Source organism: Providencia sneebia DSM 19967 (genome assembly GCF_000314895.2).
GTDB lineage: Bacteria > Pseudomonadota > Gammaproteobacteria > Enterobacterales > Enterobacteriaceae > Providencia > Providencia sneebia.
The window spans coordinates 670233-695263 of sequence record NZ_CM001773.1 but is presented as its reverse complement, the minus strand read 5'-3'; the positions used below and the strand labels follow the sequence as shown (position 1 = coordinate 695263).

Annotated in this window: 21 protein-coding genes; 8 read left to right on the top strand and 13 right to left on the bottom strand. The window is 35.8% G+C overall.

Going from position 1 to position 25031, the window contains the following annotated elements; translation table 11 throughout:
- Positions 1–5: 5 nt before the first annotated feature.
- Complete coding sequence (gene recG, locus OO7_RS02785) at positions 6–2087, top strand: ATP-dependent DNA helicase RecG (RefSeq protein WP_008914445.1); 2082 nt, start codon at positions 6–8, stop codon at positions 2085–2087.
- Positions 2088–2195: 108 nt separating this feature from the next.
- On the opposite strand, the gene gltS is transcribed toward recG, so the two are convergent.
- A complete protein-coding gene (gltS, locus tag OO7_RS02780) occupies positions 2196–3410 on the bottom strand; it encodes a sodium/glutamate symporter (protein WP_008914444.1) in 1215 nt (404 codons plus the stop codon).
- Between the two features lie 233 nt (positions 3411–3643).
- On the opposite strand from gltS, the gene OO7_RS02775 reads away from it, so the two are divergent.
- Both OO7_RS02775 and OO7_RS02770 read left to right on the top strand, forming a co-directional pair.
- On the top strand, positions 3644–5026 hold the full coding sequence (locus OO7_RS02775) for a uracil-xanthine permease family protein (RefSeq protein WP_008914443.1): 1383 nt from the start codon (positions 3644–3646) through the stop codon (positions 5024–5026).
- 216 nt (positions 5027–5242) lie between these two features.
- Complete coding sequence (locus OO7_RS02770) at positions 5243–7021, top strand: AsmA family protein (RefSeq protein ID WP_008914442.1); 1779 nt, start codon at positions 5243–5245, stop codon at positions 7019–7021.
- Positions 7022–7174: 153 nt separating this feature from the next.
- On the opposite strand, the gene fabY is transcribed toward OO7_RS02770, so the two are convergent.
- From fabY to yihX, 3 genes are all read right to left on the bottom strand, one after another.
- Positions 7175–8098, bottom strand: a complete 924-nt coding sequence (gene fabY / locus OO7_RS02765) for a fatty acid biosynthesis protein FabY (protein WP_008914441.1) — start codon at positions 8096–8098, stop codon at positions 7175–7177.
- 22 nt (positions 8099–8120) lie between these two features.
- Positions 8121–8558 carry a D-aminoacyl-tRNA deacylase gene (dtd, locus tag OO7_RS02760; RefSeq protein WP_008914440.1) on the bottom strand — a complete coding sequence of 146 codons (438 nt, stop codon included), beginning with the start codon at positions 8556–8558 and terminating at the stop codon, positions 8121–8123.
- 80 nt (positions 8559–8638) lie between these two features.
- Positions 8639–9253: a glucose-1-phosphatase gene (gene yihX, locus OO7_RS02755; RefSeq protein ID WP_008914439.1), complete on the bottom strand. Its 615-nt coding sequence runs from the start codon at positions 9251–9253 to the stop codon at positions 8639–8641.
- 987 nt (positions 9254–10240) lie between these two features.
- On the opposite strand from yihX, the gene OO7_RS02750 reads away from it, so the two are divergent.
- The 5 genes from OO7_RS02750 to OO7_RS02730 all read left to right on the top strand — a co-directional run bounded on the left by OO7_RS02750 (position 10241) and on the right by OO7_RS02730 (position 16496).
- Positions 10241–11278 carry a FomA family porin-like outer membrane protein gene (locus tag OO7_RS02750; RefSeq protein WP_008914438.1) on the top strand — a complete coding sequence of 346 codons (1038 nt, stop codon included), beginning with the start codon at positions 10241–10243 and terminating at the stop codon, positions 11276–11278.
- A gap of 37 nt (positions 11279–11315) precedes the next feature.
- Complete coding sequence (gene gad / locus OO7_RS02745; protein WP_008914437.1) at positions 11316–12713, top strand: glutamate decarboxylase; 1398 nt, start codon at positions 11316–11318, stop codon at positions 12711–12713.
- Positions 12714–12827: 114 nt separating this feature from the next.
- Positions 12828–14366 (top strand): glutamine/gamma-aminobutyrate antiporter GadC, encoded by a 1539-nt coding sequence (gene gadC, locus OO7_RS16785; protein ID WP_008914436.1) that lies wholly within the window; start codon positions 12828–12830, stop codon positions 14364–14366.
- Positions 14367–14384: 18 nt separating this feature from the next.
- On the top strand, positions 14385–15317 hold the full coding sequence (glsA, locus tag OO7_RS16780; RefSeq protein WP_008914435.1) for a glutaminase A: 933 nt from the start codon (positions 14385–14387) through the stop codon (positions 15315–15317).
- 177 nt (positions 15318–15494) lie between these two features.
- A complete protein-coding gene (locus OO7_RS02730; RefSeq protein ID WP_008914434.1) occupies positions 15495–16496 on the top strand; it encodes a mechanosensitive ion channel family protein in 1002 nt (333 codons plus the stop codon).
- 103 nt (positions 16497–16599) lie between these two features.
- Here OO7_RS02730 and OO7_RS02725 read toward each other — a convergent pair whose 3' ends face one another.
- The 9 genes from OO7_RS02725 to OO7_RS16150 are packed head-to-tail and all read right to left on the bottom strand — an operon-like array spanning position 16600 to position 24960.
- The gene (locus OO7_RS02725; protein ID WP_043892631.1) at positions 16600–17754 is read right to left on the bottom strand and encodes a hypothetical protein; all 1155 of its coding nucleotides are present in this window, start codon (positions 17752–17754) and stop codon (positions 16600–16602) included.
- 19 nt (positions 17755–17773) lie between these two features.
- Positions 17774–20356 (bottom strand): fimbria/pilus outer membrane usher protein, encoded by a 2583-nt coding sequence (locus OO7_RS02720; protein WP_008914433.1) that lies wholly within the window; start codon positions 20354–20356, stop codon positions 17774–17776.
- 29 nt (positions 20357–20385) lie between these two features.
- Positions 20386–21153, bottom strand: coding sequence for a fimbrial biogenesis chaperone (locus OO7_RS02715; RefSeq protein ID WP_008914432.1), 768 nt, complete (start codon positions 21151–21153; stop codon positions 20386–20388).
- 10 nt (positions 21154–21163) lie between these two features.
- Positions 21164–21886, bottom strand: a complete 723-nt coding sequence (locus OO7_RS02710; protein ID WP_008914431.1) for a fimbrial biogenesis chaperone — start codon at positions 21884–21886, stop codon at positions 21164–21166.
- A gap of 12 nt (positions 21887–21898) precedes the next feature.
- The gene (locus OO7_RS02705) at positions 21899–22495 is read right to left on the bottom strand and encodes a fimbrial protein (protein WP_008914430.1); all 597 of its coding nucleotides are present in this window, start codon (positions 22493–22495) and stop codon (positions 21899–21901) included.
- 9 nt (positions 22496–22504) lie between these two features.
- Positions 22505–23107, bottom strand: a complete 603-nt coding sequence (locus OO7_RS02700; RefSeq protein WP_008914429.1) for a fimbrial protein — start codon at positions 23105–23107, stop codon at positions 22505–22507.
- A 1-nt stretch (position 23108) separates the two neighbouring features.
- Positions 23109–23663 carry a hypothetical protein gene (locus tag OO7_RS02695; RefSeq protein ID WP_008914428.1) on the bottom strand — a complete coding sequence of 185 codons (555 nt, stop codon included), beginning with the start codon at positions 23661–23663 and terminating at the stop codon, positions 23109–23111.
- Positions 23664–23676: 13 nt separating this feature from the next.
- Positions 23677–24219 carry a fimbrial protein gene (locus OO7_RS02690; protein ID WP_008914427.1) on the bottom strand — a complete coding sequence of 181 codons (543 nt, stop codon included), beginning with the start codon at positions 24217–24219 and terminating at the stop codon, positions 23677–23679.
- A 15-nt stretch (positions 24220–24234) separates the two neighbouring features.
- Positions 24235–24960, bottom strand: coding sequence for a fimbrial biogenesis chaperone (locus tag OO7_RS16150; RefSeq protein ID WP_008914426.1), 726 nt, complete (start codon positions 24958–24960; stop codon positions 24235–24237).
- Positions 24961–25031 lie beyond the last annotated feature (71 nt).

Sequence of the window (25031 nt, the reverse complement as noted above, 5' to 3'; positions counted from 1 at the left end):
AAAGAATGAATAGCGGGCTGCTTGATACCATTTCACTGACCACTTTGCATGGTGTCGGTGCGAGTCAATCAGAAAAATTAAGCAAGATTGGCCTGAATACTGTTCAAGATTTACTTTTACATCTGCCTTTGCGTTATGAAGATCACACACGCCTTTATAAAATACGAGATTTATTACCCGGTACGACAGCAACCGTAGTTGGTGAAGTGCTCCAGACCAAAGTTGTATTTGGCCGCAAAAAGATGATGACCTGCTTAATTACCGATGGAACGGGTAATTTAACCTTACGCTTTTTCAATTTTACGGCTGCGATGAAAAATAACTTGGCCGAAGGTCGACAAGTCACTGCTTATGGTGAAGTTCGTAGGGGTAATACAGGTCCTGAAATCATTCATCCTGAATATAAGGTATCTCAAAATACACTCGATATCACACTGCAAGAAGATCTGACTCCGGTTTATCCCACAACAGAAGGCGTCAGACAAGCAACCTTGCGTAAGTTAATTGATCAAGCATTAATCTTGCTAGAAAGTGGGCAAATAAAAGAACTTTTACCGAGTGAACTCAGCCAAGGAATGATAAGTCTTCCTGATGCAATTCGCTTATTACATACTCCGCCCGCGAATGTTGATCTCAGTGAATTGGAAAAAGGGCAGCATCCAGCCCAAAAACGATTAATACTCGAAGAATTACTCGCACACAATTTAAGTATGTTGGCACTCAAAGCGGGTAATGAACGCCTCCATGCACAACCTCTTATATCAAATGGTCAGCTAAAATCACAATTGCTCGCTCAACTTCCCTTTTCACCGACCAATGCACAAACGCGTGTAGTCGCAGAGATAGAGCAGGATCTTAAAAAAGATGCACCGATGATGCGCCTAATTCAAGGTGATGTTGGTTCTGGTAAAACCCTGGTCTCTGCCCTTGCCGCACTCTCTGCTATCGAAAATGGTAAACAAGTTGCCTTAATGGCACCAACAGAAATTTTAGCTGAGCAACACGCAAGTACATTTAAGCAATGGTTTGAACCTCTTGGAATTACTGTTGGCTGGCTTGCCGGTAAGCAAAAAGGAAAAGCTCGGCAGCAGCAGCAAGAAGCCATTGCTAATGGTGATGTCAATATGGTGGTGGGTACTCATGCAATCTTTCAAGAACAAGTCAGCTTTAAAGCATTGGGACTGGTGATTATTGATGAGCAACACCGTTTTGGGGTACATCAACGCCTTGCATTACGCGAAAAAGGTGAGCAACAAGGCTTCCATCCGCATCAGTTAATTATGACTGCAACACCTATTCCGCGAACATTAGCGATGACCTCGTATGCGGATATGGATACTTCAATAATTGATGAATTGCCGCCAGGTCGTACACCCGTTACCACAGTTGCCATTCCTGATACTAGGCGCAATGATATTATTGAACGCGTTAGACAAGCCTGTATTGATGAAGGGCGACAAGCTTATTGGGTTTGTACACTTATTGAAGATTCAGAGCTACTTGAAGCGCAAGCAGCTGAGGTCACTTGTGAAGAGCTTACGGCAGCGCTGCCAGAACTAAAAGTTGGTCTTGTTCATGGTCGAATGAAACCAGCTGAAAAACAAAGCATTATGTCAGCCTTTAAAAATAATGAGATCCAACTACTCGTTGCTACAACTGTGATTGAAGTTGGTGTCGATGTTCCAAATGCCAGCTTGATGATTATTGATAATCCAGAACGTTTAGGGCTTGCTCAATTACATCAATTAAGAGGACGAGTTGGCCGTGGTGCAATTGCATCTCACTGTGTTCTTCTCTACAAAACACCTTTAACGCATACCGCTAAACAGCGTTTACAGGTACTGCGCGATAGTAATGATGGCTTCATTATTGCTCAAAAAGATCTTGAAATAAGAGGGCCTGGGGAGCTATTAGGCACCAGACAAACTGGGAATGCTGAATTTAAAGTCGCAGATTTATTGCGAGATCAATATATGTTAAAAGAAGTACAGCGTATTGCTCGCCATATCCAGCAGCATTATCCTGATAATGCCAAGCAACTTATTGAAAGGTGGCTACCAGAACGAGAACAATATAGCCATGCATAATTAATTGAGAAAGCCGCTTATTATTTAGTTCACCAATGCAATTGCCGCAACAATTTGCGGCAATTGCTACCGTTTTCGCTTTGTTGAATTTTGTTCTATACCAATGTATTAGCCCGCTACCGTTGGAAATATCGGCAACATTAAATAGAGTTTGATGACAAGAGAATTCACGATATCAATAAAGAATGCTCCAACCATTGGCACCACTAAGAATGCAAGGTGTGATGGACCAAAACGTTCAGTGACTGCTTGCATATTTGCTATCGCTGTTGGTGTGGCTCCTAAACCAAAGCCACAGTGTCCCGCAGCAAGTATTGCGGCATCATAGTTTTTCCCCATCACTCTAAAGGTTACAAAAATAGCGTATGCTGCCATCACACAAGCTTGTACACCGAGAATAACAAGCATAGGAATTGCCAAAGAAGCCAGTTCCCACAGTTTCAAACTCATCAACGCCATAGCTAAGAATAATGAAAGGCTGACGTTACCAAGAACAGATACTGCGCGATCAAAAACACGATAGAACCCGACAACTGATAACCCATTACTTAAAATCACACCAACAAATAGAACACAAACAAACTTCGGTAATGATAATATTGTTCCCGCTAGCCACTCTTCTATATAGCTACCAAGCATTAAACAAATTGCAATCAACGCAATTGTTTCAATAAGTACCATTGAAGTGATCATTCGCCCCGATTGTGGCTTTTCAAATGCAGTAGGAACTTCTTTATCATCATTACCTGTACCCGGCGTTGGAATATTACGGATTAAAAAACGAGCAACTGGCCCACCGATTAATCCACCAAGCACTAAGCCAAATGTGGCACAAGCCATCGCAACTTCAGTCGCACTCTGGAAACCATAGCTTTCGGTAAAGATTTTCCCCCAAGCAGCCCCCGTACCATGTCCACCCGATAAAGTAATTGAACCTGCTAGCAGCCCCATTAAAGGGTCAAGATCCATAAATTTAGCTAAAGCAATACCAACTGTGTTTTGTACCAGTAATAAACCCACAACCACAAAAATAAAGACAAATAGTGCCTTACCGCCCGCTTTCAAACTTGCTAAATTTGCGTTCAAGCCTATCGTTGCAAAAAATGCCAGCATCATAGGTTCTTGTAATGACAAATCAAAAGATAAGCTCCAATTAAATACTTGCTTTATAATCAATAAGCTAAAAGCAACCAGCAGCCCACCAGCAACAGGTTCTGGGATTGTATATTTTTCAAGGAAAGGAACAGTTCTGACTAATTTGCGTCCTAGCAATAAAACGAGAGTTGCTGCGACAAGTGTACCGTAGACATCAAGATGATACATTCACGTACCTCATGCGTTATTAATAATTATAAATAAATCAATAGAATGTTAAATATTTCTTACCACTTTGCGTAAAAACATCAAAATTAGATTAAAAACTCGCAATCAATACAAGTTAAAACATATAAAAGTGTGACGATTTTAGCTAATAATGAATAAATACTTTTACGCAAACGATTGCTTTTTGCGTTAATCTATTTAAAATGCTTTTTTTGTTGTCAGAGAAATAGAAAATGAATCATCCCGTATCTGAAAAACAGACCGCTGAAACGACAGCGCAAAGTGAACTTATTTATCGTTTAGAAGATAAGCCACCCTTGCCACAAGCACTGTTTGCCGCAGGTCAGCACCTTTTGGCAATGTTTGTCGCTGTGATCACACCCGCGATGCTAATTTGCCAATCATTAGGGCTACCTGCTCATGATACAGAGCGCATTATCAGTATGTCGCTGTTTGCTTCAGGTATTGCTTCTTTGATCCAAATCCGTGCTTGGGGTCCAATAGGCTCTGGCCTGCTTTCCATTCAAGGAACCAGTTTTAACTTTGTTGCACCACTCATTATGGGAGGAGTTGCACTTAAGCAAGGTGGGGCGGATATCCCTTCAATGATGGCTGCATTATTTGGTACTCTACTTGTTGCCGCTCTCACCGAAGTTGTTCTATCGCGTTTTTTACATTTAGCTCGCCGTGTTATTACACCTCTTGTTTCCGGTATTGTTGTCATGATTATCGGCTTATCTTTAATACAAGTGGGACTAACATCTATTGGCGGTGGACACAGCGCAATAGAAAACAAAACGTTTGGTTCACCGGATTACCTTATTCTTGCAGGTGTCGTATTAGCCGTTATTATCTTACTTAACCGCCAAAAAAATCCTTATCTTCGAGTTGCATCACTCGTGATTGCAATGGCTGTCGGCTATGTTACAGCGTGGTGGATGGATATGTTACCCACCCCGCAGCCAACTGAAGGTGAGCATTCATTAATTACAATCCCTGAACCTTTTTATTATGGTCTATCATTTGATTGGAATTTGCTGATCCCATTAATGCTTATTTTCATGGTCACGTCACTAGAAACCATTGGGGATATCACTGCAACTTCTGATGTTTCAGAACAACCCGTTCGTGGGCCTATTTACATGAAACGGATTAAAGGCGGCGTGTTAGCTAACGGCTTAAATTCTATGGTTTCTGCTATATTTAACACTTTTCCAAACTCCTGTTTTGGCCAAAATAATGGCGTCATTCAGCTTACTGGAGTTGCTAGCCGCTATGTGGGTTATATTGTGGCATTGCTGTTGGTTTTGCTTGGGCTATTCCCAGCAGTAGCAGGCTTTATACAGCAAATACCTGAGCCTGTTCTGGGCGGTGCAACCATTGTGATGTTTGGTACTATCGCGGCATCAGGTGTGCGTATCGTTTCCCGTGAGCCATTAAATCGCCGCGCCATTATGATTATTGCTCTCTCACTCGCTGTCGGGTTAGGCGTTTCACAACAACCTTTAATCTTACAATTTGCACCTGATTGGCTAAGAACCCTCTTTTCCTCAGGTATTGCTGCAGGTGGGCTGACTGCAATTGTTCTTAATTTAATCTTTCCTATCGAAAAGTAATCTATCTATAACCGCCAAAGTTGCATACACTGGCGGTTATTCTGTATTTTGTCACCTGCAATAAATAGAGAATTGAACCAATTCATACTGCTAAAGGCTGTTAATAACGGATGTTAACAGCCTTTATGCTATATTCTGTCATGACAAGAATTGTTATAGTCAACTTAGTCAGACGAATACATCAAATATCATAACTTATAGAGAGGGCAGATAACTATGAGATGGTTAACTAGGCTCATTATTACGCTTCTAATCTTATTTTTATTTGTCATCATTTTTACTTATATCAGCTTACAAACGCGCTGGGGAGCTTCATACGCCAGCCAGTTTTTAAGTAAATTGACGAGCTATAATATTGATGTTGGTATCATGGGACATGAGTTTGCTAATCCAGGTGAATTTATCTTCCAAGATATCAAGCTCTCTTCTGCGAATAATGATATTTCAGTAGATGCAAAACAGATTGTTGTTGAGATGAGCTGGCGCAAGCTTTTTAGTGGCAATGCTATTCATCGTTTAGTGATAACACAAGGTGACGTTGCCCTCAATTCCTCAGAGACTTCAACATCAATTCCATTAGATGCCCATATTCTGCAATTTGAAAATAGTCGTATTCAATTAAATCAGAATAATAATCAAATAGAAGCGGTAGGATTAACGGGGGGGATCACGCCATGGCATCCAACAGTTAACCATCCTTTTGGTTATGGTGATTTTCGCTTTACTTCTAATCAATTAAATATCAATGAATTGCCACTAAAAAATGTCGCTATTACAGGAAAACGGCAAGAAAATATGTTGGTTTTTAATGAGGCAAGTGGTTATCTCAATAATGGTTATATTCTTGGGTCAGGCAAGATGCTTGCGGATAAATCTATTGTCATTGATTCACTCGCCATGAACCGAGTAGGCTGGCAAACCAGTATTTCTTTTGCTGATTTACTCAAGGTCATTGAAATTGAACACCCAATTTCTATCAAAAATCTTATTCTGACCAATATTGGTTTACAAGGTAAAGATTGGGCAGTATCAGGATTAAATACCGAGATAGATCAGCTTGGCTTCGTCAGAGGAAGCTGGAATCTGCCTAAAAGTCATATTGATTTTAATATTGACCAACTGGTGATTGGCGATCAACAAGTTGATACGCTCATCGGAAAAGCCAATATTCAAGGTGATAACCTCAATATAGAGAAATTATCCGGCTATTATTACAAAGGTGTTTTTAATCTTAACGCAACTTGGCAGCGAAATGATAAAACTTTAACCATTAATGAAGGTAAATTAGCAGGTATTTTATATACACTGCCAAATACTTGGCTGGACTTCTTTGCACAACCAGCGCCCAATTGGTTATCTGGGTTTAAAATCCAACAATTTACTTTATCACAATCCCTATTGATGAATATCGAGTCTTATTTCCCATTTGAATTTACGGCGCTCAGTGGAAATATTGAAGACATCAACTTCATCAAACAGAAGCAATGGGGTATTTGGAGTGGTAAAGCCTCATTTAATGCCGATAGCGGTACAATTAATCAAGTTATGGTTCGCAGACCCTATATGGATGTCCGCCAAAGTGGGCAAGCATCTGCTGCTGCATCACTCACCGCAAGTACAGAAAAAGGAATTGTCAAAGTCGGGCTTTTAGTTAAACAATCACCACAGAAAGTGCCTTTTTTATTACGTGCATCAGGAACAAATGTTGACCTATCCGTATTAAATCAATGGGGCTGGCAAGGTTTCCCACCTCAATTAATGGGTGATTTTGATACAACATTGCAAGGTGACCTTCTTGCACCAAAATTAACTAAAACATTAAATGGTGAGTTGATGGCCATGCCATTACAAGGAAAGAGAATGTTTCGAACTGTTGTCAATGGCGTAGTAACTTCATCAGTTGAAAGCGAAATGGCACCTGTTGAATCTGAAACAATGCCACTTGAGCCACCAGTGCCAAGTCATCAGCAAATACCTGCGATCGTCACACAATAATTTCACACAATACACTGATAGAAAAATCAGATAATAATTAGTCAGCGATAATTCACTTATCGTTGGCTAATTGATTTAGAATATTAGGAAGATTTTAAGATTGGTTTGACGATAACATATGACAATGTGATTGCCTATCTGCCGACCATAGCGTTAATTCGGTTTGATGACATTTTGAGAAGGCATCACCATATAAACACCACTGAAAACTGCGCCTGATTCACTATCTGCCCCAATGACTTGAACTTCTAGCTTCACTCTTGCCTTACTTCCTCTGGCAAGACGGTCAAGATCACCACTGAGTTTGCTCATATCCGCAATTGCAATTGGCCGACCACTGACAGGGGTACTGTAACGGATATTTGCATCGACAAGCACAATATCCCCACCTAACTGATGTTCTTGCATTAATAGCCAAATTAGCCCCCACCCAGTTAGTGTTGCCAGTGAAAATTGGCTGCCTGCAAATATCGTTGCATGCGGATTTTGATTGCCCGATTCAGGCATTGTTGTGATGAATTTCTTACCTGTATATTGCTCAATACGCACCCCCATTTTTTCACTCAATGGGATATATTTGTACCATGCTTGTTGTAATTCACCACACCAATCAGGCCGATGTAGAATTTGATCAAGTGTTTCAATGGGTTTGATCATAAGATAATGGCGAATAGGTGTTTTCAGTTCACCCGCAATTAATCCGCGATTATCAAAACCTATCTTATTAAAAAAAGATACGGCTTCTTCTCGCACGCTAGAAACAATACGCTTAACGCCTTCTTGCCGGGCAATCGATTCTAAAGCCATTAAGATGAGCTTGCCTAACCCTTTCCCTTGCATGACTGGGTTAACAGCTAAAAAACGAATTGCGCCTTCATTATCTGCATTAATATAAAGACGACCAATGGCTAAAATGCGATTTTTATCATCAACAACCATTTGATGATGCGCCGTTAAATCATAGCCATCTTTTTCTGAACCTAGGGGTTGATTAAAGGGTTTACGTAACATTTCCCAACGAAACTGGTAATAAGCATCAAATTCAGTTTCATCTTTAGGTGTACGTAAATGATACATAATCTCTCCCTTATTTTGTTGGTCAGACTTGCAACCAAAAAGTGACTGGACCATCATTTGTCAGACTGACTTGCATATCTGCCGCAAACTGCCCTTTCTGTGTATTAACACCTTGTTGGCAACTTTGCTCAACAAAATATTCATATAATTGATCAGCGCGGGAAGGCTCTGCACCGCCAGAAAAACTGGGCCTCATCCCTTTTTTGGTATCAGCAGCTAAAGTGAATTGAGAAACAACAAGTAAACTACCACCCGCCTGCTGAACATTAAGGTTCATTTTGCCTTGTTCATCGCAGAACACGCGATAACCAAGCACTTTTTCGCATAAACGTTTAGCTTTTTGTTCATCATCTTCCTTTTCTACACCGAGTAGAACAAGTAGGCCAGAACCAATTTGCCCAACAATATTATCGTCAACAACAACTTGTGCGTTGGTCACTCTTTGTATTAATGCAATCATGATAACTCTGTACAAAATAATGGAGCAACACAGTAGGTCACTCCATAATAATAAACATCAAATAACGGTAAAACACCCACTTATTCTACTTCAGCACTGAAATCGTAAGTACGAAAATATTCAGGGATCGTATCTTTATCAACTACATGAACACTTTTGATACCAAGAGCTTCGGCAGCTTTGATATTTGCTTCAACATCATCAAAAAATATTGTATCAGTAGCATCAAATTCTTCTGACTGTAAAACATAATTAAAAATTTCTGGATCTGGTTTACGCATTCCCAAATCTTGGGATAAATAAAGAAAATCAGAAGAGGCTGCAATTTCAGGATAGTGTTCAGGCCAGTAATCAAGGTGCAAACGATTTGTGTTCGATAAGACAACAACACGGTGCCCTTGTTCACGCAGGCGTTCCATAATGTCGATAACTTCAGGTCTTAGCGAAACAAAAATTGCATGCCAACCTTCCGCAAACTCTTCAAAACTCAATGTAATACCAAGCTCCTCACAGAGTAATTCTGCAAACTCAATATCTGAAATTTTGCCACATTCATGGAGCTGAAAAATATTTCCAAAAGTAAATCGTGATTTAATCTGTTCAACTGGTGTTCCACTCAGTTCGGACCATTTATCAAAAACACGATTAAAGTCGATATCAATAATCACATTACCCATATCGAAGATATACAGCATACCGTTTCCTCATTTTTATTAACTAATCTCACTTTAATCATTATTCATACAACTGAACAGACCTAATGATAGATTATTTATCATTTTTTTGAAAAAAGTACCTAAACACATCAAACTTCTAAGTGTTGATAGCGAGTCCAATTGGTCGCTTGAAGTTGATTGTTTTTTATCTACCCCAGTCTAACAACGCAATTTTGTTGTGCGTTGAGGTGACATGTTAAGCAAGATGAGAAAGAGTAAACCCGCAAAATATTATTAATATGAAACTACCGATGAAAAATCAATAAACCGATTGGTATTAATCAATTGTTTAATAAAACAACTATACTTTGATTATTAAATTATAACTAAATTTTATATTTATATTAGTTTTACTAAATCCAATTAACACAAATAAACATAAATAGAGTAATAAAAATATTCTCCTTTATATTGTTTACTCATAAATTGGAATTTAGACAAGAAAGTTATGAAATAAAATTTCACCATAAAAATACATCAAGATAATGATTACTTAAACTGAGTAAAAAATAAGAGAAAAATGAATAATATTGATTTCATGTAACTCAGTTTAAGTTTAATTACATACACATGAAGTATTATTCTTATTGCGATCTGCATTATTTGATCAATTAACAAATAAATTTTTAATAATAAATGCAACGAAATAATTTATTTTGTTGCATTTATTTATTGCATAAAATTTACCAAAAGTATAGCTGTTATTATCTAAATTTTAAGTCGAACATTTCGTATATAAATATTTTTTTAATTTTTAATTCCAAAGATAAAAAATGAACAATTACAATTAACTCTAATATTGAGTTGTTGACTTGGCGTAAATATATATCTATATGATTTAATTAAAAATTAATAATACAACAAAATAAATTATTATGTTGTGTTATTCAGCTATTCACTATTTTTATACTTTAATTCTCGGAATTTAATTTTTTCTTATTATTGAATATAGAAGGATTATTTTTGATGAAAAATAATAGATTAATTCTAAGCCTATTTTTACTTATTTTACCTTTTACGGTAAAAGCAGAAGATGACGAGAAACTGTTTATTCCAAATGGCTATATTGGATTAACACAAACTTTCTACGGGAATGCTGGAAGTTATAAGACGGCAACCTCTCATCCTTCTTTTATCGCTAATTACAACTTTTCACCTGAGTGGTCACTTGCTCTACAGTGGGATCGCACGTGGAATATGTATCATTATGATGGTAAAGAAAAACAGCAAGATAACCGTTTTAGTGGACCTAAAGGAACATTAAGTTATAACGGAGGCTTTATTAATTCCTCCAAAGTAAAATGGTCTTCTTCAATTATGGTTGAAAATGAAAATGAATTTTCAGGAAGTAATCAAACTTATTCGTTGATACAAACATCTTTTGATTTTTCTGAGTACATTCCATCCAATGGTTATATTAAAGCCACTCAATTTGCTTTCTCACCAATGTATATTTATGGCGTTAATTCAGGTGGAGATTCAGGGCATGTTAATACGGGGATATTCAGTTTATTAACCAATTGGGAACTACCTGCTAATTTCTCCATAACGTTCAATGCCTATGCATTTAGAGAATGGTATAACGGCTCAATGATGATAAATAATGGCACTCAATCTTATGAGAATGCGAATTATTTTATGATTATGGCTTGGTTAAATTATACCAATGAACTCATTAAATTTAATGAAAGCACGTCATTATCATTTAATTTTACAGGTGGCCTCGACCCTTATATTGCGTCAAATAAAAAAGCTGCGTGGGATCCTTTTATTGCCGGTAATCAAATGTATGAATGGCTAAGCCCAACAATTATGGAAGGTAATTATAAAAGTACTTACACCTTATTTGCACTTCCTCAATTAACATTAAATTATCAATTAAATCAGGATGTCTCTTTTTCTATTTTTGCCCAAGCAAAATATTCTAACCAAGTATGGGGTTCTACCGAGAAAGATTGGCGAATACAGCCACAAGGTGGAGTCGGATTTAAATATACTTTTTAGTTTATACAAACAGATATAATACAGAAGGAATCATGAAATGAATAAGAAACAAGTCATGCATTATAATGAACACGACGATATTTACGCATCATTTGATTTATCTCAATCACTACCTAAAACACAATTTCCATTAAAAGAACGAGATGCACAAAATGTATTTAGTGCTGTCCGAGATGAATTAATGCTAGATGGAAATTCACGACAAAATTTAGCGACATTTTGTCAAACTTGGGTTGATGATGAAATTCGTGACTTAATGAATCTCTCTATTGATAAAAACATGATAGATAAAGATGAATACCCACAAACAGCCGAAATTGAAAATCGTTGTGTCCATATGCTTGCTGATCTGTGGAATTCGCCTGATGCGGTCAACACACTTGGTTGCTCAACAATTGGATCATCTGAAGCCGCTATGCTAGGTGGATTAGCGTTAAAATGGCAATGGCGTAAAAAACAAAAAGCACAAGGAAAATCAACGGATAAACCAAACTTAATTTGCGGCCCAGTACAAATTTGCTGGCATAAATTTGCACGTTATTTTGATGTTGAATTAAGAGAGATCCCACTTGAAGGTGACCGCCTGATCATGACGCCGGAAGAAGTTTTAAAGCGCGTTGATGAAAATACCATTGGTGTTGTTCCTACTTTAGGGGTCACATTTACTTGCCAATATGAGCCAGTAAAAGCCGTCAGTGATGCACTGGATAAACTGCAAAAAGAAACCGGACTGGATATTCCGATCCACGTCGATGGTGCAAGTGGTGGTTTCCTTGCGCCTTTCTGTGCACCTGATATTGAATGGGATTTTCGCTTACCGCGCGTTAAATCCATTAATACCTCGGGTCACAAATTTGGCTTAGCCCCTTTAGGTGCAGGTTGGGTGATTTGGCGTGAAGCAAAAGACCTACCAGAAGAATTAATTTTTAACGTGAACTATTTAGGTGGGAATATGCCTACCTTTGCACTCAATTTCTCTCGCCCCGGTGGACAGATTATTGCCCAGTATTATAACTTCCTACGTCTTGGTCGTGAAGGGTATACCAAAATTCATAATGCTTGCTATACAACTGCACAATACCTGTCACAAGAAATTTCAAAACTTGGTCCATTTGAAATGATCTATGATGGAAATAGCCAAACCGGTATTCCTGCTCTTTGCTGGAAACTGAAAGAAGACCAAGGTATCGGTGGATACACACTTTACGACCTTGCTGATCGTCTGCGTTCACGTGGTTGGCAAGTACCCGCTTACTCATTACCAGCCAACCGCGAAGATCTCGTCATTCAACGGATTTTAGTGCGCCATGGTGTGAGTCGTGATTTAGCTATGCTACTACTTGAAGATATGAAGCGTGCGCTTGAGTTTTTCATGAAGCATCCAATTACACACCCACTCACTGCATCGGAAACAACCGGTTTTCATCATAGCTAAATGTCAGATTGATTGCCGTCTATATCAATAGATGGCAATCATCATTCAATCTTAATTTATCTTATTTATGCATGTTGTTTACGCAACGTGCCAGACAATTTATTGGTGTTTATTATGACAGATTCTGTTAATTCTTCACAAAAAGCAACAATATCGGCATCAGACAACAAAAAAGCCTCTGCGGGAACTATTTCCATTTTTGGTCTGGTACTGCTGAATATTACTGCTGTTGTCTCACTGAATGGATTGCCTTCCGAAGCTGAATATGGTCTGAGCTCTATCTTTTACTATCTGCTCGCTGCGATCCTATTTTTAGTTCCCGTTGCGCTAATCGCTGCCGAATTAGCAACAGGCTGGCCAGAAAAAGGGGGAATGTTCCGCTGGATAGGAGAAGCTTTTGGTGGGCGCTTCGCATTTACCATTATGATGATCTTATTTGTCGAAGTCTGTGTATTTTTGCCAACCGCGCTGACTTTTGGTGCGGTATCCATCGCCTATATAGATCCTAATGAAAATACGGCTTCCTCCTTAGCAAGTAATAAAATCTTTATACTGGTGCTCGTACTCGCCGTGTATTGGGTCGCCACTTTCATTGGATTACGCGGCTCTAAAGCGTTTGCCACAATGGCAAAATATGGGGGCGTTATTGGTGTATTTATTCCTGCTGGATTACTCATTATTTTAGGTTTTGCGTATGTTATTTCAGGAAATACACCTGAAGTCACAATGGCTTGGGGAGATATTATCCCTGATTTTTCTAATTTCAGTAATGTGGTATTAGCCGCCAGTATTTTCCTGATGTATGCCGGAATGGAAATGAATGCGGTTCACGTGAAAGAAGTCAAAAACCCGACTCGTAATTATCCTATTGCCATTATGAGTGCCGCAATTGGTACCGTTCTCATTCTTGTGCTAGCAACCTTAGCTATCGCGTTTGTCGTTCCCAACAAACAAATCAACTTAACACAAGCCATTCTCACCGCATACCATGATCTCTTTGTCTGGGTTGGCATACCTTGGGCCTCTTCAATTGTTGCAATCATGCTGGCTATTGGTGTCTTAACCTGTGTGACAACTTGGGTTGTTGGGCCATCAACAGGTGTGCTAGCCGTAGCAAAAGCCGGTTATTTACCAAAAATTTGGCAGAAAACCAATAAAAATGGCTCGGCAACGTTTATCTTGCTCCTACAAGCAGTATTAGTGACTTGTTTATCCATTCTCTTTGTCGTTTTACCGTCTGTTCAAGCGGCTTATCAAATATTAAATCAGCTCGCAAACATTCTGTACCTAACGGCCTATATTTGCATGTTTGCTGCGGCACTAAGATTACGTTATAGCCAGCCAAATCGACCTCGTCCTTATACTTTGCCCGGCGGTAACTTAGGCATGTGGATTGTGGGCGGTATTGGTTTTATTTCCGCTTTAACCGCTTTTATCTTCAGCTTTATTCCGCCAGATCAAATTAGTGTTGGTAGCCCTGAAATCTATTTTGGCGTTCTCGTTATCTTGACACTTATCTTCTGGTTATTCCCGAGCATTATTTATGCCGTGCGTAAACCATCTTGGAAAGGTGATGATCCCGATTTCGCACCATTTACTTGGGAAACGCAAGCCAACAAATCAATCAATGCCCCAAAAAGCCCTACTGAATAAGTTAAAAAGGTAACAAATATGAATATTGATAAAGACGCAATAAAACAAGCGATTTCTGAAGCTTACATGGACAACAAAATGCTATCTGGCGGTGAAAATGCAAGTTATATTCCCTATTTAGCGTCTGTGCCATCAAATCTCTTTGGGTTAGCCGTTGTGACAGTCACTGGGGAAATTTATACCGCAGGTGATAGTGAATTTGAATTTGCAATTGAATCCATTTCCAAAGTTTTTACGATGGCGCTTGCAATGGAGCAAACTGGCGCTAAAGTTTTCAGGGAAAAAATTGGCGCAGACCCAACGGGTGAACCATTTAATTCAGTTATTGCGCTTGAGCTACATGGTGATAAGCCGTTGAGCCCATTAGTGAATGCAGGCGCAATTGCAACAACAAGTTTGATTGCAGCAAAAGATACGATGGATCGCTATCACCAAATCTTGACCATACAAAGCCATTTCGCAGGCCGCGAATTGGCAATGAGTGAAGAGGTCAATAACTCAGAACAAGCAACAAATTACCATAATCGCGCTTTAGCTTGGCTAATGAAAAGCGCGGGGGCAATGTATTCTAACCCAATGGCTGCTGTTGATGTCTACACTAGGCAATGTTCAACACTGATTAATACCGTTGACCTTGCAACAATGGGCGCGACTTTAGCCAATGAAGGCATTAACCCAATCACAAAAGAACGCATTATTAGCACCAAGAATGTGCCGCATATTTTAGCCGAAATGACAATGGAAGGCCTTTATACCACGTCAGGCACTTGGGCTTATACAGTTGGTTTACCAGGAAAAAGTGGTGTCGGTGGAGGAATTTTAGCTGTCGTCCCTGGTCAATTAGCGATTGCTGGATTTTCCCCGCCATTAGATGCCGTTGGCAATAGCGTTCGGGGTCAGGCTGGTGTGACGCAAATTGCGAATACATTAGGATTAAGTCTTTATTATTGATAGGGTTAATTCCACTATTAAGAAATAATGAAGTCATGATAAAGCCCCAATAATTTGGGGCTATTTAGCTTTTTGATAAACATATTATTTAACATAATATTCTGACGAATAATAAAATATTCTACTCGTATTTATTAAAAATAATTTATCTTTAAATCTATAATTGTGAGTTGATATATGTTTCAGGCTCTATTTGAAAAACTGAATAACCATTCTATTGTTCTCATTCTCTATTTGATTATTTTTATAATATTAGAGATCATCATCTATCTAAAGAAATATAAAAGCCTTTTTATTCATATTATTCAAGTTGCAGCAGAATGCTTATTTGTCATATTATTAATGCAATTTATTGATACAATAAAAGTCAAGTTAGGATTGTCTTTTATCCCTACATCATTTATTAATTTTATGATACTCATTTTTATCAGTATCATTTTAATTAAAAAGTCTTTTTTACTCATTAATAGATTAGAAAAATATCAAGTCACCAGAGGAAATAATCCTACTTCAGCACATATTATTGCCAGAGTTATCAAAGTATTTGTATTTTTTTCTATTATATTAATCTTTGGACAGCAATTTGGCTTAAGCATTTCTGGCTTGATGGCATTTGGTGGATTTGGGAGTATTATTATTGGTATGGCGGGCAAAGAAGTTATTAGTAATTTTTTATCCGGTATTATTTTGTATTTTGACAGGCCATTTAATAATGGTGACTGGATAAGCTCCCCAGATAAAAATATTGCAGGAACAGTAATAGAAATTGGTTGGCGGATGACCAAAATACTGACTTTTGATCATCGACCACTTTATGTACCAAATTCATTATTTTCATCAATTACAATTGAAAATAATAGCCATATGACACATCGAAGAGTGGATTTTTCATTACGCCTGCGTTATCAGGATACTGATAAAATAAGCCCAATTATTGAGGATATTCGTGCGCTTTTAAAACAAGACCCTAATATTGATACTGAACAAACATTATTAGTTTACTTTAATGAAGTTACAGATTCATCGCTAAATATTATGGTCTATTGTTTTACTAAAACCGTCGTTTGGGCTGAATGGCTAGCAGCGCAACAAAATATTTATTTTAATATAATCAATATTATTAAAAGCCATGATGCTGAATTAGCGTATCCAACGCAAAACATTTATCTAGATAAATAGCTATTCTTTATATTTATAATCATCGGTAGTTATCTTTTTAAATAAAGGGGTTATCTAGATTCAAAATATCAGATTAACCCTTTTATTAATTTAATAAATTAGCCTAGCGTGTCACAATAGAAACTGTAGCTTGTGCTGTATACATACCTGCGGGTGCTTGCCCTTCATTACATGCAATAAAACGAAGTTTCTGAGCGGGAAAATCTGTTTGGACACCATCTTTAAGTTCACCTAAATCAAGCCCCATTCTATTATCAAAGAAGACACTTGAGCGAGAACAGTTTAATACATCATTATTCCATGAACCACGAATAACAAGTTGTTCATTTGTATTTGCAACAACTAATTTTGTAGGGTCAGATACTGAAGGTGATGATGTACCACTTGCTTGAACATTTAGGCTAGCCTTTAAGTTACCAATATTTTCCCTTGCACCTAAGCAGGATGAAGAAATTGTTACACTATCTTCTTGCATATTAGCCATATCAAAATAAATATTATTTTTACTTAGTTTAATAATGCATGAAAAATTGGCAACCCTGACTTCTAAAGCATTTAAAAACTCTTTCTTATTAGAAGTAACACCATCACCGCCATCTGAAAGAAGCATAGCTGCTGGTAAAACATAGATACCAGGAGGAATATTTCCTGACTCGGAAATAATCACTCCCCTAACACTAATCCAAGAATATTTTGTGCCACCATATTTAAAAACATTTCTTATTATTGGTGCTTCATCTGGGTTTACTGAAGGGCAATTTAATACATACCCTCCTCTCATTCGTGATGAAGAAGTCTTCCCATTAATAGGCTTATCCCAGTTATTAGTCCATCCGCCACCAGTATCATAAGTGACAGTTCCCTGAACAAGCTCACCATTGGCTAGCTGTCTTTTCCATTTACCAACACCTTCAAAAGTAACCATTAAACCACCACGTTGACCACTTACGGTATCATATAGAGTATATCCTTGAAAACTTCCATGCATTCTTTCTATAAAGTGACCTTCTCCGAAATAATTACATCCTCCTGAACTCAGACTTGTATTAAGTATCATTGCAGGGAATCCTAAATCTTTATTTGCATCGGTTGATAAAGCTAAAGTATTAATTGATTCACTTAGGGTATTTGTATATCCAACTATGCCTGTTACTCGAGCTGGCACGACCATCCTAATGAGCGGAGCAGAAAATGCACTTTCTATATTACAAGCAAACAAAGCTAATAAAATTAATTTAGTATTAATTATTCTTTTCATTGTCATATCACTTTATCAATTAATTACACACTAGTGTTTTATAAACAATATTAATATCTGAACCTGAATTAGCATCGTTATCATTAATACTAAATGGCGCATTACAAGTTTGGTCAGGTTTATTTCCCCACACGACTTTTAATGTTCCTTTTTTAGGTAATCCAGACATATAAACAGTACTATTTTCATCAAGAATACTGATATTTGTATCATCACCAACTAAAATAGCAGATGCACCAAATGGAATAGATTTTTTATTATTCTTTAATGTCAAAATAGCTTGATAACCCACTTTAGTTTTGAATTTAGCTAAAACAACAGCACCTTTTGTTGGGTAAACATTAGTACTGTTATTTTCTATATCAATTCCATTAGCAAAAGATAATGGGTCAAGCGTTATTGAGTTACGTTGATAACTTTGTAATGATGGATAAATAGCATATCCAGAACTATTTGTTTTTGTTTTAGATACCCCAACAGAGATCCCTTTTGCATCTGGAGTACTTACAATAGCAATAGCATCTGATAATGTATCACTAAAAAGAATACCGCCACGATGAGCAACAACACCACCATTAAAGCTTCCCATAACCATTTTATTATCAGATGAAGTATAATAACCCAGGCTTGAATTACCATATCCACTATTGTAACTAGCACCTAGATTAAGTCCGGTACCTTTACCATTATTATCATGTTGGAAAGAAGTATACCAAGATCCATTATTAGCATCTAAGTTACCATTTACTGAGGCCTGATTACTTATATCACCACGGTTATTCTGACTATAGCCATAAGATATACTTGATAAATTAAATTTATCATTGTCAAAAGCATTAAAAGGAACCGAAACGTTAACAGAAAATTGATGGTTAGTTGGCCAATCAGTTTTTGTTTTCTCATAATGGTTAATAGAGTAATTAAGATTATAGCCTATCCGACCAACAGATGAGCTAAACCCTAAATCAAGAGTGTTAACGATACGGCTAGATCCCCAATAATCATCCCTTCTACCAGAAATACGTATAACGCCTAAATTACCAAGAGTTTGGGTAATCGATGTTTGCCAACTACTTTTCCGGCGCTCTTTAAACCACGGTGACCATCCCTCATTTAAAGAATAATCATCTGTATTTGCATCGGTAAAACTATAAAAGTTACTTGTCGAATAACGATAAGTTGTTAAATCAATTGTCGTACCCGATTCTAATAAACTTTTTGAATATTTAGCTCTAAAGGAACCACCGTCAGCCCTTCTATTATGTGATAAAGAAGCATTTGCATACGTGCCATCTAAAGATAGAGCACCAAATGCACCTAATGAAAGGCCAATCCCTACTCCCAAAGAACGATAATTATTTGAACCTAATAAACCACCATACAAGGTAATATTATTTATCAATCCTGCTGATAAACTTGCCATTGCAAACAATGGGCTTTTAGCATCTGAGGTATAACCACCATTTCGATATTTACCAACGGATGCTGAATATATTTTTTTACCTTCTCTTAACATCATTGGAAGTGATGAATAAGGATACGTTGTAATATAAGTTTTTCCATCAGCCTCTTTTACAGTTACAACTAAATCGCCCACACTATTTGTTGAATAAATATCAGTTATTTTATATGGGCCTGGTGCGACTGACGTTTGATATATCACAGTACCATTTTGAGTAATCGTAATTTGCGCATTCGAATTAGCAACACCAGAAATCACAGGTGCAAAATTACGTTCCTCAGCAGGTAACATACTGTCATTAGACTGCAATAATAAACCACGATATTCAAATTGATCGAAAATAACACTATTAGTCGAAACTTCACCGATAGAAAGTTCACTATTTATCTTTTGAATATCACGTTCTAATCTTATATTATTCCAAGATAAATCTTTCTGTGTTGTAACTCCAAATTCGCTTTTTGTTCTATTATAAATATAATTCATGGTGCCTCTTAGGCGCCATGCATCAAAATTAAATCCACCAAATGCTGAAAAGAATAAGTTATTGTTTTTTGTATCAGAGAAACCACTTGTTTTACTTTTTAAATTAGATGCATTAAGAGTATAGTTAAGAACCATAGCTGGAATACCTTGGTCCCATAACTCTCTATTAGTACTTCTCAATGCTTTAATATCCATATATGCTTGAGGAATATTAATATCTAGTCTTAATTTTTTTATATCAAAATTTTCTGTAGCATCAGGAATATATTTTTGTAGTTCTAATAAATTAATATCATTTCCTGTACTTTTAAATACAGGTAAACTTTCAGCATTTACACCAAAGTTGATAAAATCAAGCTTTGTTAATTCAGGAACAACTTTATTCTGTTTGTTTTTAACAAATTTAATTAATTTAGTTTTATAGAAATCACTATTGACATAAATGTCGACAAGATATTCACCTTCAGGCGTACTATTTTCATTTTCAAATTGAGCAACATCTATATTATTACCAATTTCTCCTAGGAAAGAAGTATCAAAATGGTATTCTTTAGAATGGCCTAACATTGGCATGCAACTAATAAATATCACATAAGAAGTTATGAAAACATACTTATTCTTATAAATTTTATAGCGATTATTTGTACTAATCATTTATTCCATACCCTGTGAAATTTATTAATTTAAACTTCTATATCTTTAGTTTTAGTAGGTAATCCATCTTCATCAATAAAACTCCAGCTAACTTTAAACTTAGTATTTAGCTTATTAATTTCATTTGGAATACGGTAACAATGGTTACCTGATGGTGACAGCATTGTATCTAAATCATTATTATTTACATTGATGTTGTTGACTGAAATATTATAAAAAGTTAAATACAAAGGTGTTTTATTCTTAAAATTAATACAATTATTACCTAATGAAATATCTACATCATTCATTGCATCTTCTATTCTTGTTTTTATTGAGCTTGGTCTATAAAAGACCTTTATATTACTGATTAATGAGATATTTAAACTATTTCCACTTTCTTTCATGGATGGAATAGCCTGAACTGAAAGAAAAAAGATAGATTCCTCATTCTTAGGTAAAGTAGCTATAGCTGTATCAGATAGAATAATACGTAAAGGCAAACGGCCTCTTTTTTCTACACGAGAAAGTGGTGGTGTTATTGTAAAAAATGATTTATCAGTATTATTTATTTTTTTATCTAATGGATAGCCAGTAGCACCATTCGCAGATTTAATAGATGAATGCAATAGATAGCTTTCATCAGTATCATTCCAAACCTCAACACTTTTTACTTTATCTTTAGGCAACTCACTAAATATTACTCTAGATGTAGATATAGCGAATCCATCATATTCATATGCAATAGAGTGACTTGAATAGTAGAGAATAAAACCTAAAAAGATATTTACATATAAAGGTAATTTATTATTTATCATAACGTTCACTTCAATTTATTGTCTGAAAGAATGACTTACTTTCTCCACCTACATCAGTAATCATTTTCCACTCAACTTTTTTAGCTGATTTTTTTACAGGTATTTTTATATTTCCTACTGGATCAACCATAGAAATATATTGATTAAGATCGACGGGTACTCCATCAATATTTAATAGTGCTAAGGTTTGATAATAAGGTGTAGGATTATTGATTTTTAAAAAACCATTATCATTCTTAAATGTTAATAAGCCATAGGTATCTTCAACTTTACCTTTTAATCTTGCAGGTCTATAGATAACTTTCAGTATTGTTCGCATAGCAATAGAAAGTTGTGCACCTGTATCTTCTATATTATTATCACTCTCTTTTGTTGAACTGCCTGGTATTGCAGTAGAATGAAAATAAAATATAGACTCTCTATCAATTGGTAATGTTGATTCACTCTTACTTTTAATAATTCTTATTGTATTATTAGAATTTGCATCTAACCTAAAAATAGGTGGTATAACAGTAAATGGGGCGTTTGATTTTAATTCTTGATCACCAGCAATACCTGAATTAATCAAATAAACTCCATCACCATGATTGCGGATTATTAAACTAGCAGCACCTTTATCTTCATCGAAAATAATACGTGTATAGCTAAAACTAATACCACCTGAAGCGTAAGTGAATGATGATACAAACGTTAGACAAAAAAGTAGGATAATACCTTGAAAATACGATTTCATTATCAAGCGCCATTAATTATAGGAAAAATTAAATACTAAATTAGCATTTAGATCCCCTGAGTTAACATTTTGAGATTGGCAGCCTTTAGCTGTTCCACAAGTTATACCAACATATAAATCTTTAGATAAATTATTAAGTTCACTTGCTGGCATTCCTTGTCGTCCTAAAACAATTGAGACATTCCCTGAAGCAAATGAATATATTCCATTAGAACCTTCGCCCCATTCAATAATTCCAGAACTTGATTTACCAATAACAAATCCAAATCCTTTAGATTGACCAGAGCTTTTTAGTAAAAAAGGACGAGTAGTCACATCTATATTATCAGTCGAAGTTGTACCTGAAATAGTTAAATAAGGTGTTCTTGAATAATTATTTGCACAGTTAGTTAATTTAAGATTAACTTTCCCAATACTTAGTACTCGTGGATTAGGAGAGTCAATTATATCTAATGGATCTAACGGTGGTAACCTTAGTTCTTTAGTAGGATTAAATACAATGTCACATGATCCTATTGCATTAACCATATATAAAATATTCAATTCACTAGAAAATGCTGGTTTAAATAAAAATACCAATAATAAACATATATAAGATTTATTTTTCATTTTCTAAACTCAATCATATAAGAAATCTAAAGTGAATTTTGCATTTAATGCACCAGAAGATAATTTATCGGGTGAGCAATTTGCCCTTGGGCCACATGAAACCCCCGTTGAAATATATACTTTACGACTAGCGAATTTTTCATTTAGACTACCTTGCCAAATGATATCGCCAGATTTCACCATTTGTGAGGTTGATGATGTATCAACAGCAGGTGAAACTGTATTAAATACCGCAATACCAAATCCTGTAGCAGTCGAACCCGTATTTCTATACAAAAGATTATTTGTATTACTCATTGCATATGTACCCGCTGCCGCAGTTATTTTTATTTTTGGTGTACCACTTGAACCAGCATAATAAACACAACTATGTAAATTTATTTCAATATCTTTTAATGCTATGGTTTTCCAATTTGTTTCTGCTAATCTAGCACCATCAATTTCATCTAGAACCATCACATTAACTGGCGAAATAACACAAGTAGAAGCAGGTACTCTAATTATAAAATTAATATTTTCAGCCATAGGGTAATCAGCGTATGACCATGGCATCGGGTATATAAAAATCAATAAAAAACTTACAATTACTAATTTAAAATTATTCCATGTCATATTATCGATACTCAAAATTAAAGGTTAATGCTGCGGTTAATCGCCCAACTTGATGAGAAGCACTATTGTTACAAGAAGTGGTATTACCACAACTTGTCGCTAAATAAAGCGAATTTCCATTTTGAGTATCAATTGCGTCATTTTCACCAATTAAATACTTAACATCCCAATTTGGGATTGGACTTGATGATAAAATTATTCCAAATCCCTTGGTATATGTGGTGTCATTATTAGGATTATTTGTAAATAAATAACGACCAACACTAGGAATTGATGATCCTAAATTTGATCCAGTAATAAAAACAGTTGGCTTAGTATTTACTGGCCCAATACCACACTTACTTAAGGAATATGTGATTTTTTTCCAGTTAGTTATATAGCCCTGTTCTAAAAGATCTTTCTCACTTTCATCTAATGAGAGAAAATTAGTAGATAATGTTATATCACATGTACCAGTTAATATTTCAGAACTTATAGTATAATTATAATCTGCCTGTGCTATAAAACTATTCGCAAAAAATAAAATAAGAATCGTAATGCTTTTTTTTATGCACATACATTTATCCACTCTATTTGTATTTAAATTCAAATATTAACTTTGCGGTCATTTTTCCAATAGTAGGTGTTTTACCATTATTAACAAATCCCAGAGTATATGTATATTGACCTTCTTTCATCTTACTACCGGGTGCACCTACATGTGTATATTTATCAAAACTTGAAACCATATTTCCCGGTACATAAAAGTTTTTTAAATTAAAACCATTTCCTTCACGTATTCCCACACCAACATTTTTTGCTACACTTGATGCTTCTGCAAATATATCATTAGATCCAGCTAATAAATTTCCAGTTACCATGATACTTGGTGATCTAATTAAACTGCTTCCTCTACAGTTAGATACTGTAATGACTAATTCCTTTAAATCTGCAGTTCTTTTATCAACAAAATCTATAGCGGCTTTTGGAATAAATCTAATTTCTGCGGGTGCTGATATATCACAACTTCCTTCTATGATATAAGTATCCACATTTAAATTAGTTGCTGAAAATGATGATGGCAATTCAAAAGAAGATAAAATAAAAAGTATCAATAACTTTTTTTTACTCATTGTATTACCTTTATTTTAATTAATTTTTAATTTCACTTCGTCTACATCACCAAGGTCATTAGTTATCATTAAAATAGCTTCTTTTCTCACTTTATTATTATCAATAGAAAATTTTTCTTGTGAATAAGGCTTAACTAAGTTATTAACTAATGTAGGAAGTTTAATACGTTCACCATCAAGTTTTAAGCCTTTTAAATCCATATAATATGGGCTTTTATTTTCAATAATGACATATTTATCAGCAATAAAAACCTTTGAGTTATTGAAACTTTCTTTAGATAATGGCTCTATACCATTTGGTCTATAAAATAATTTAATTTTAAATGCTACACCTGCTTTGACACCACCGTTATTCCTATTGTTATCCTCGACTTTAAATGGTGTTGCTGTGGCTTGTATTCCACTTGTTGTAACATAAAAAATGGATTCTCTATCTTTTGGTAAGTTTTTATTATCAATCAATCGTATTCTAACTGAGTTTTTGCTAGTTGGATCGATTCTAAATAAAGGTGGAGAAATAAGAAATTCACTTGTTTTATCTTTAATTTTATCAGCACTTTTTGAGATACTTGCATTTACTAAAAATGCTCTATCATCAGAAGTATTCATTGCTGTATATTGTATTTCTTTTTCTTTCTCATACATATTTAATCGTGTCGTATCTAGTGATAATCCAGCGATTCCATTACAGCTAAATAATGCTGCAGCGATTAATATGCTTTTATTAAATACCTTTTTCATAAAAATTAACCATTCATAACATATAACTATTAATCTAGGTCTCATTTACAAAATAAATGAGACCTATGCTT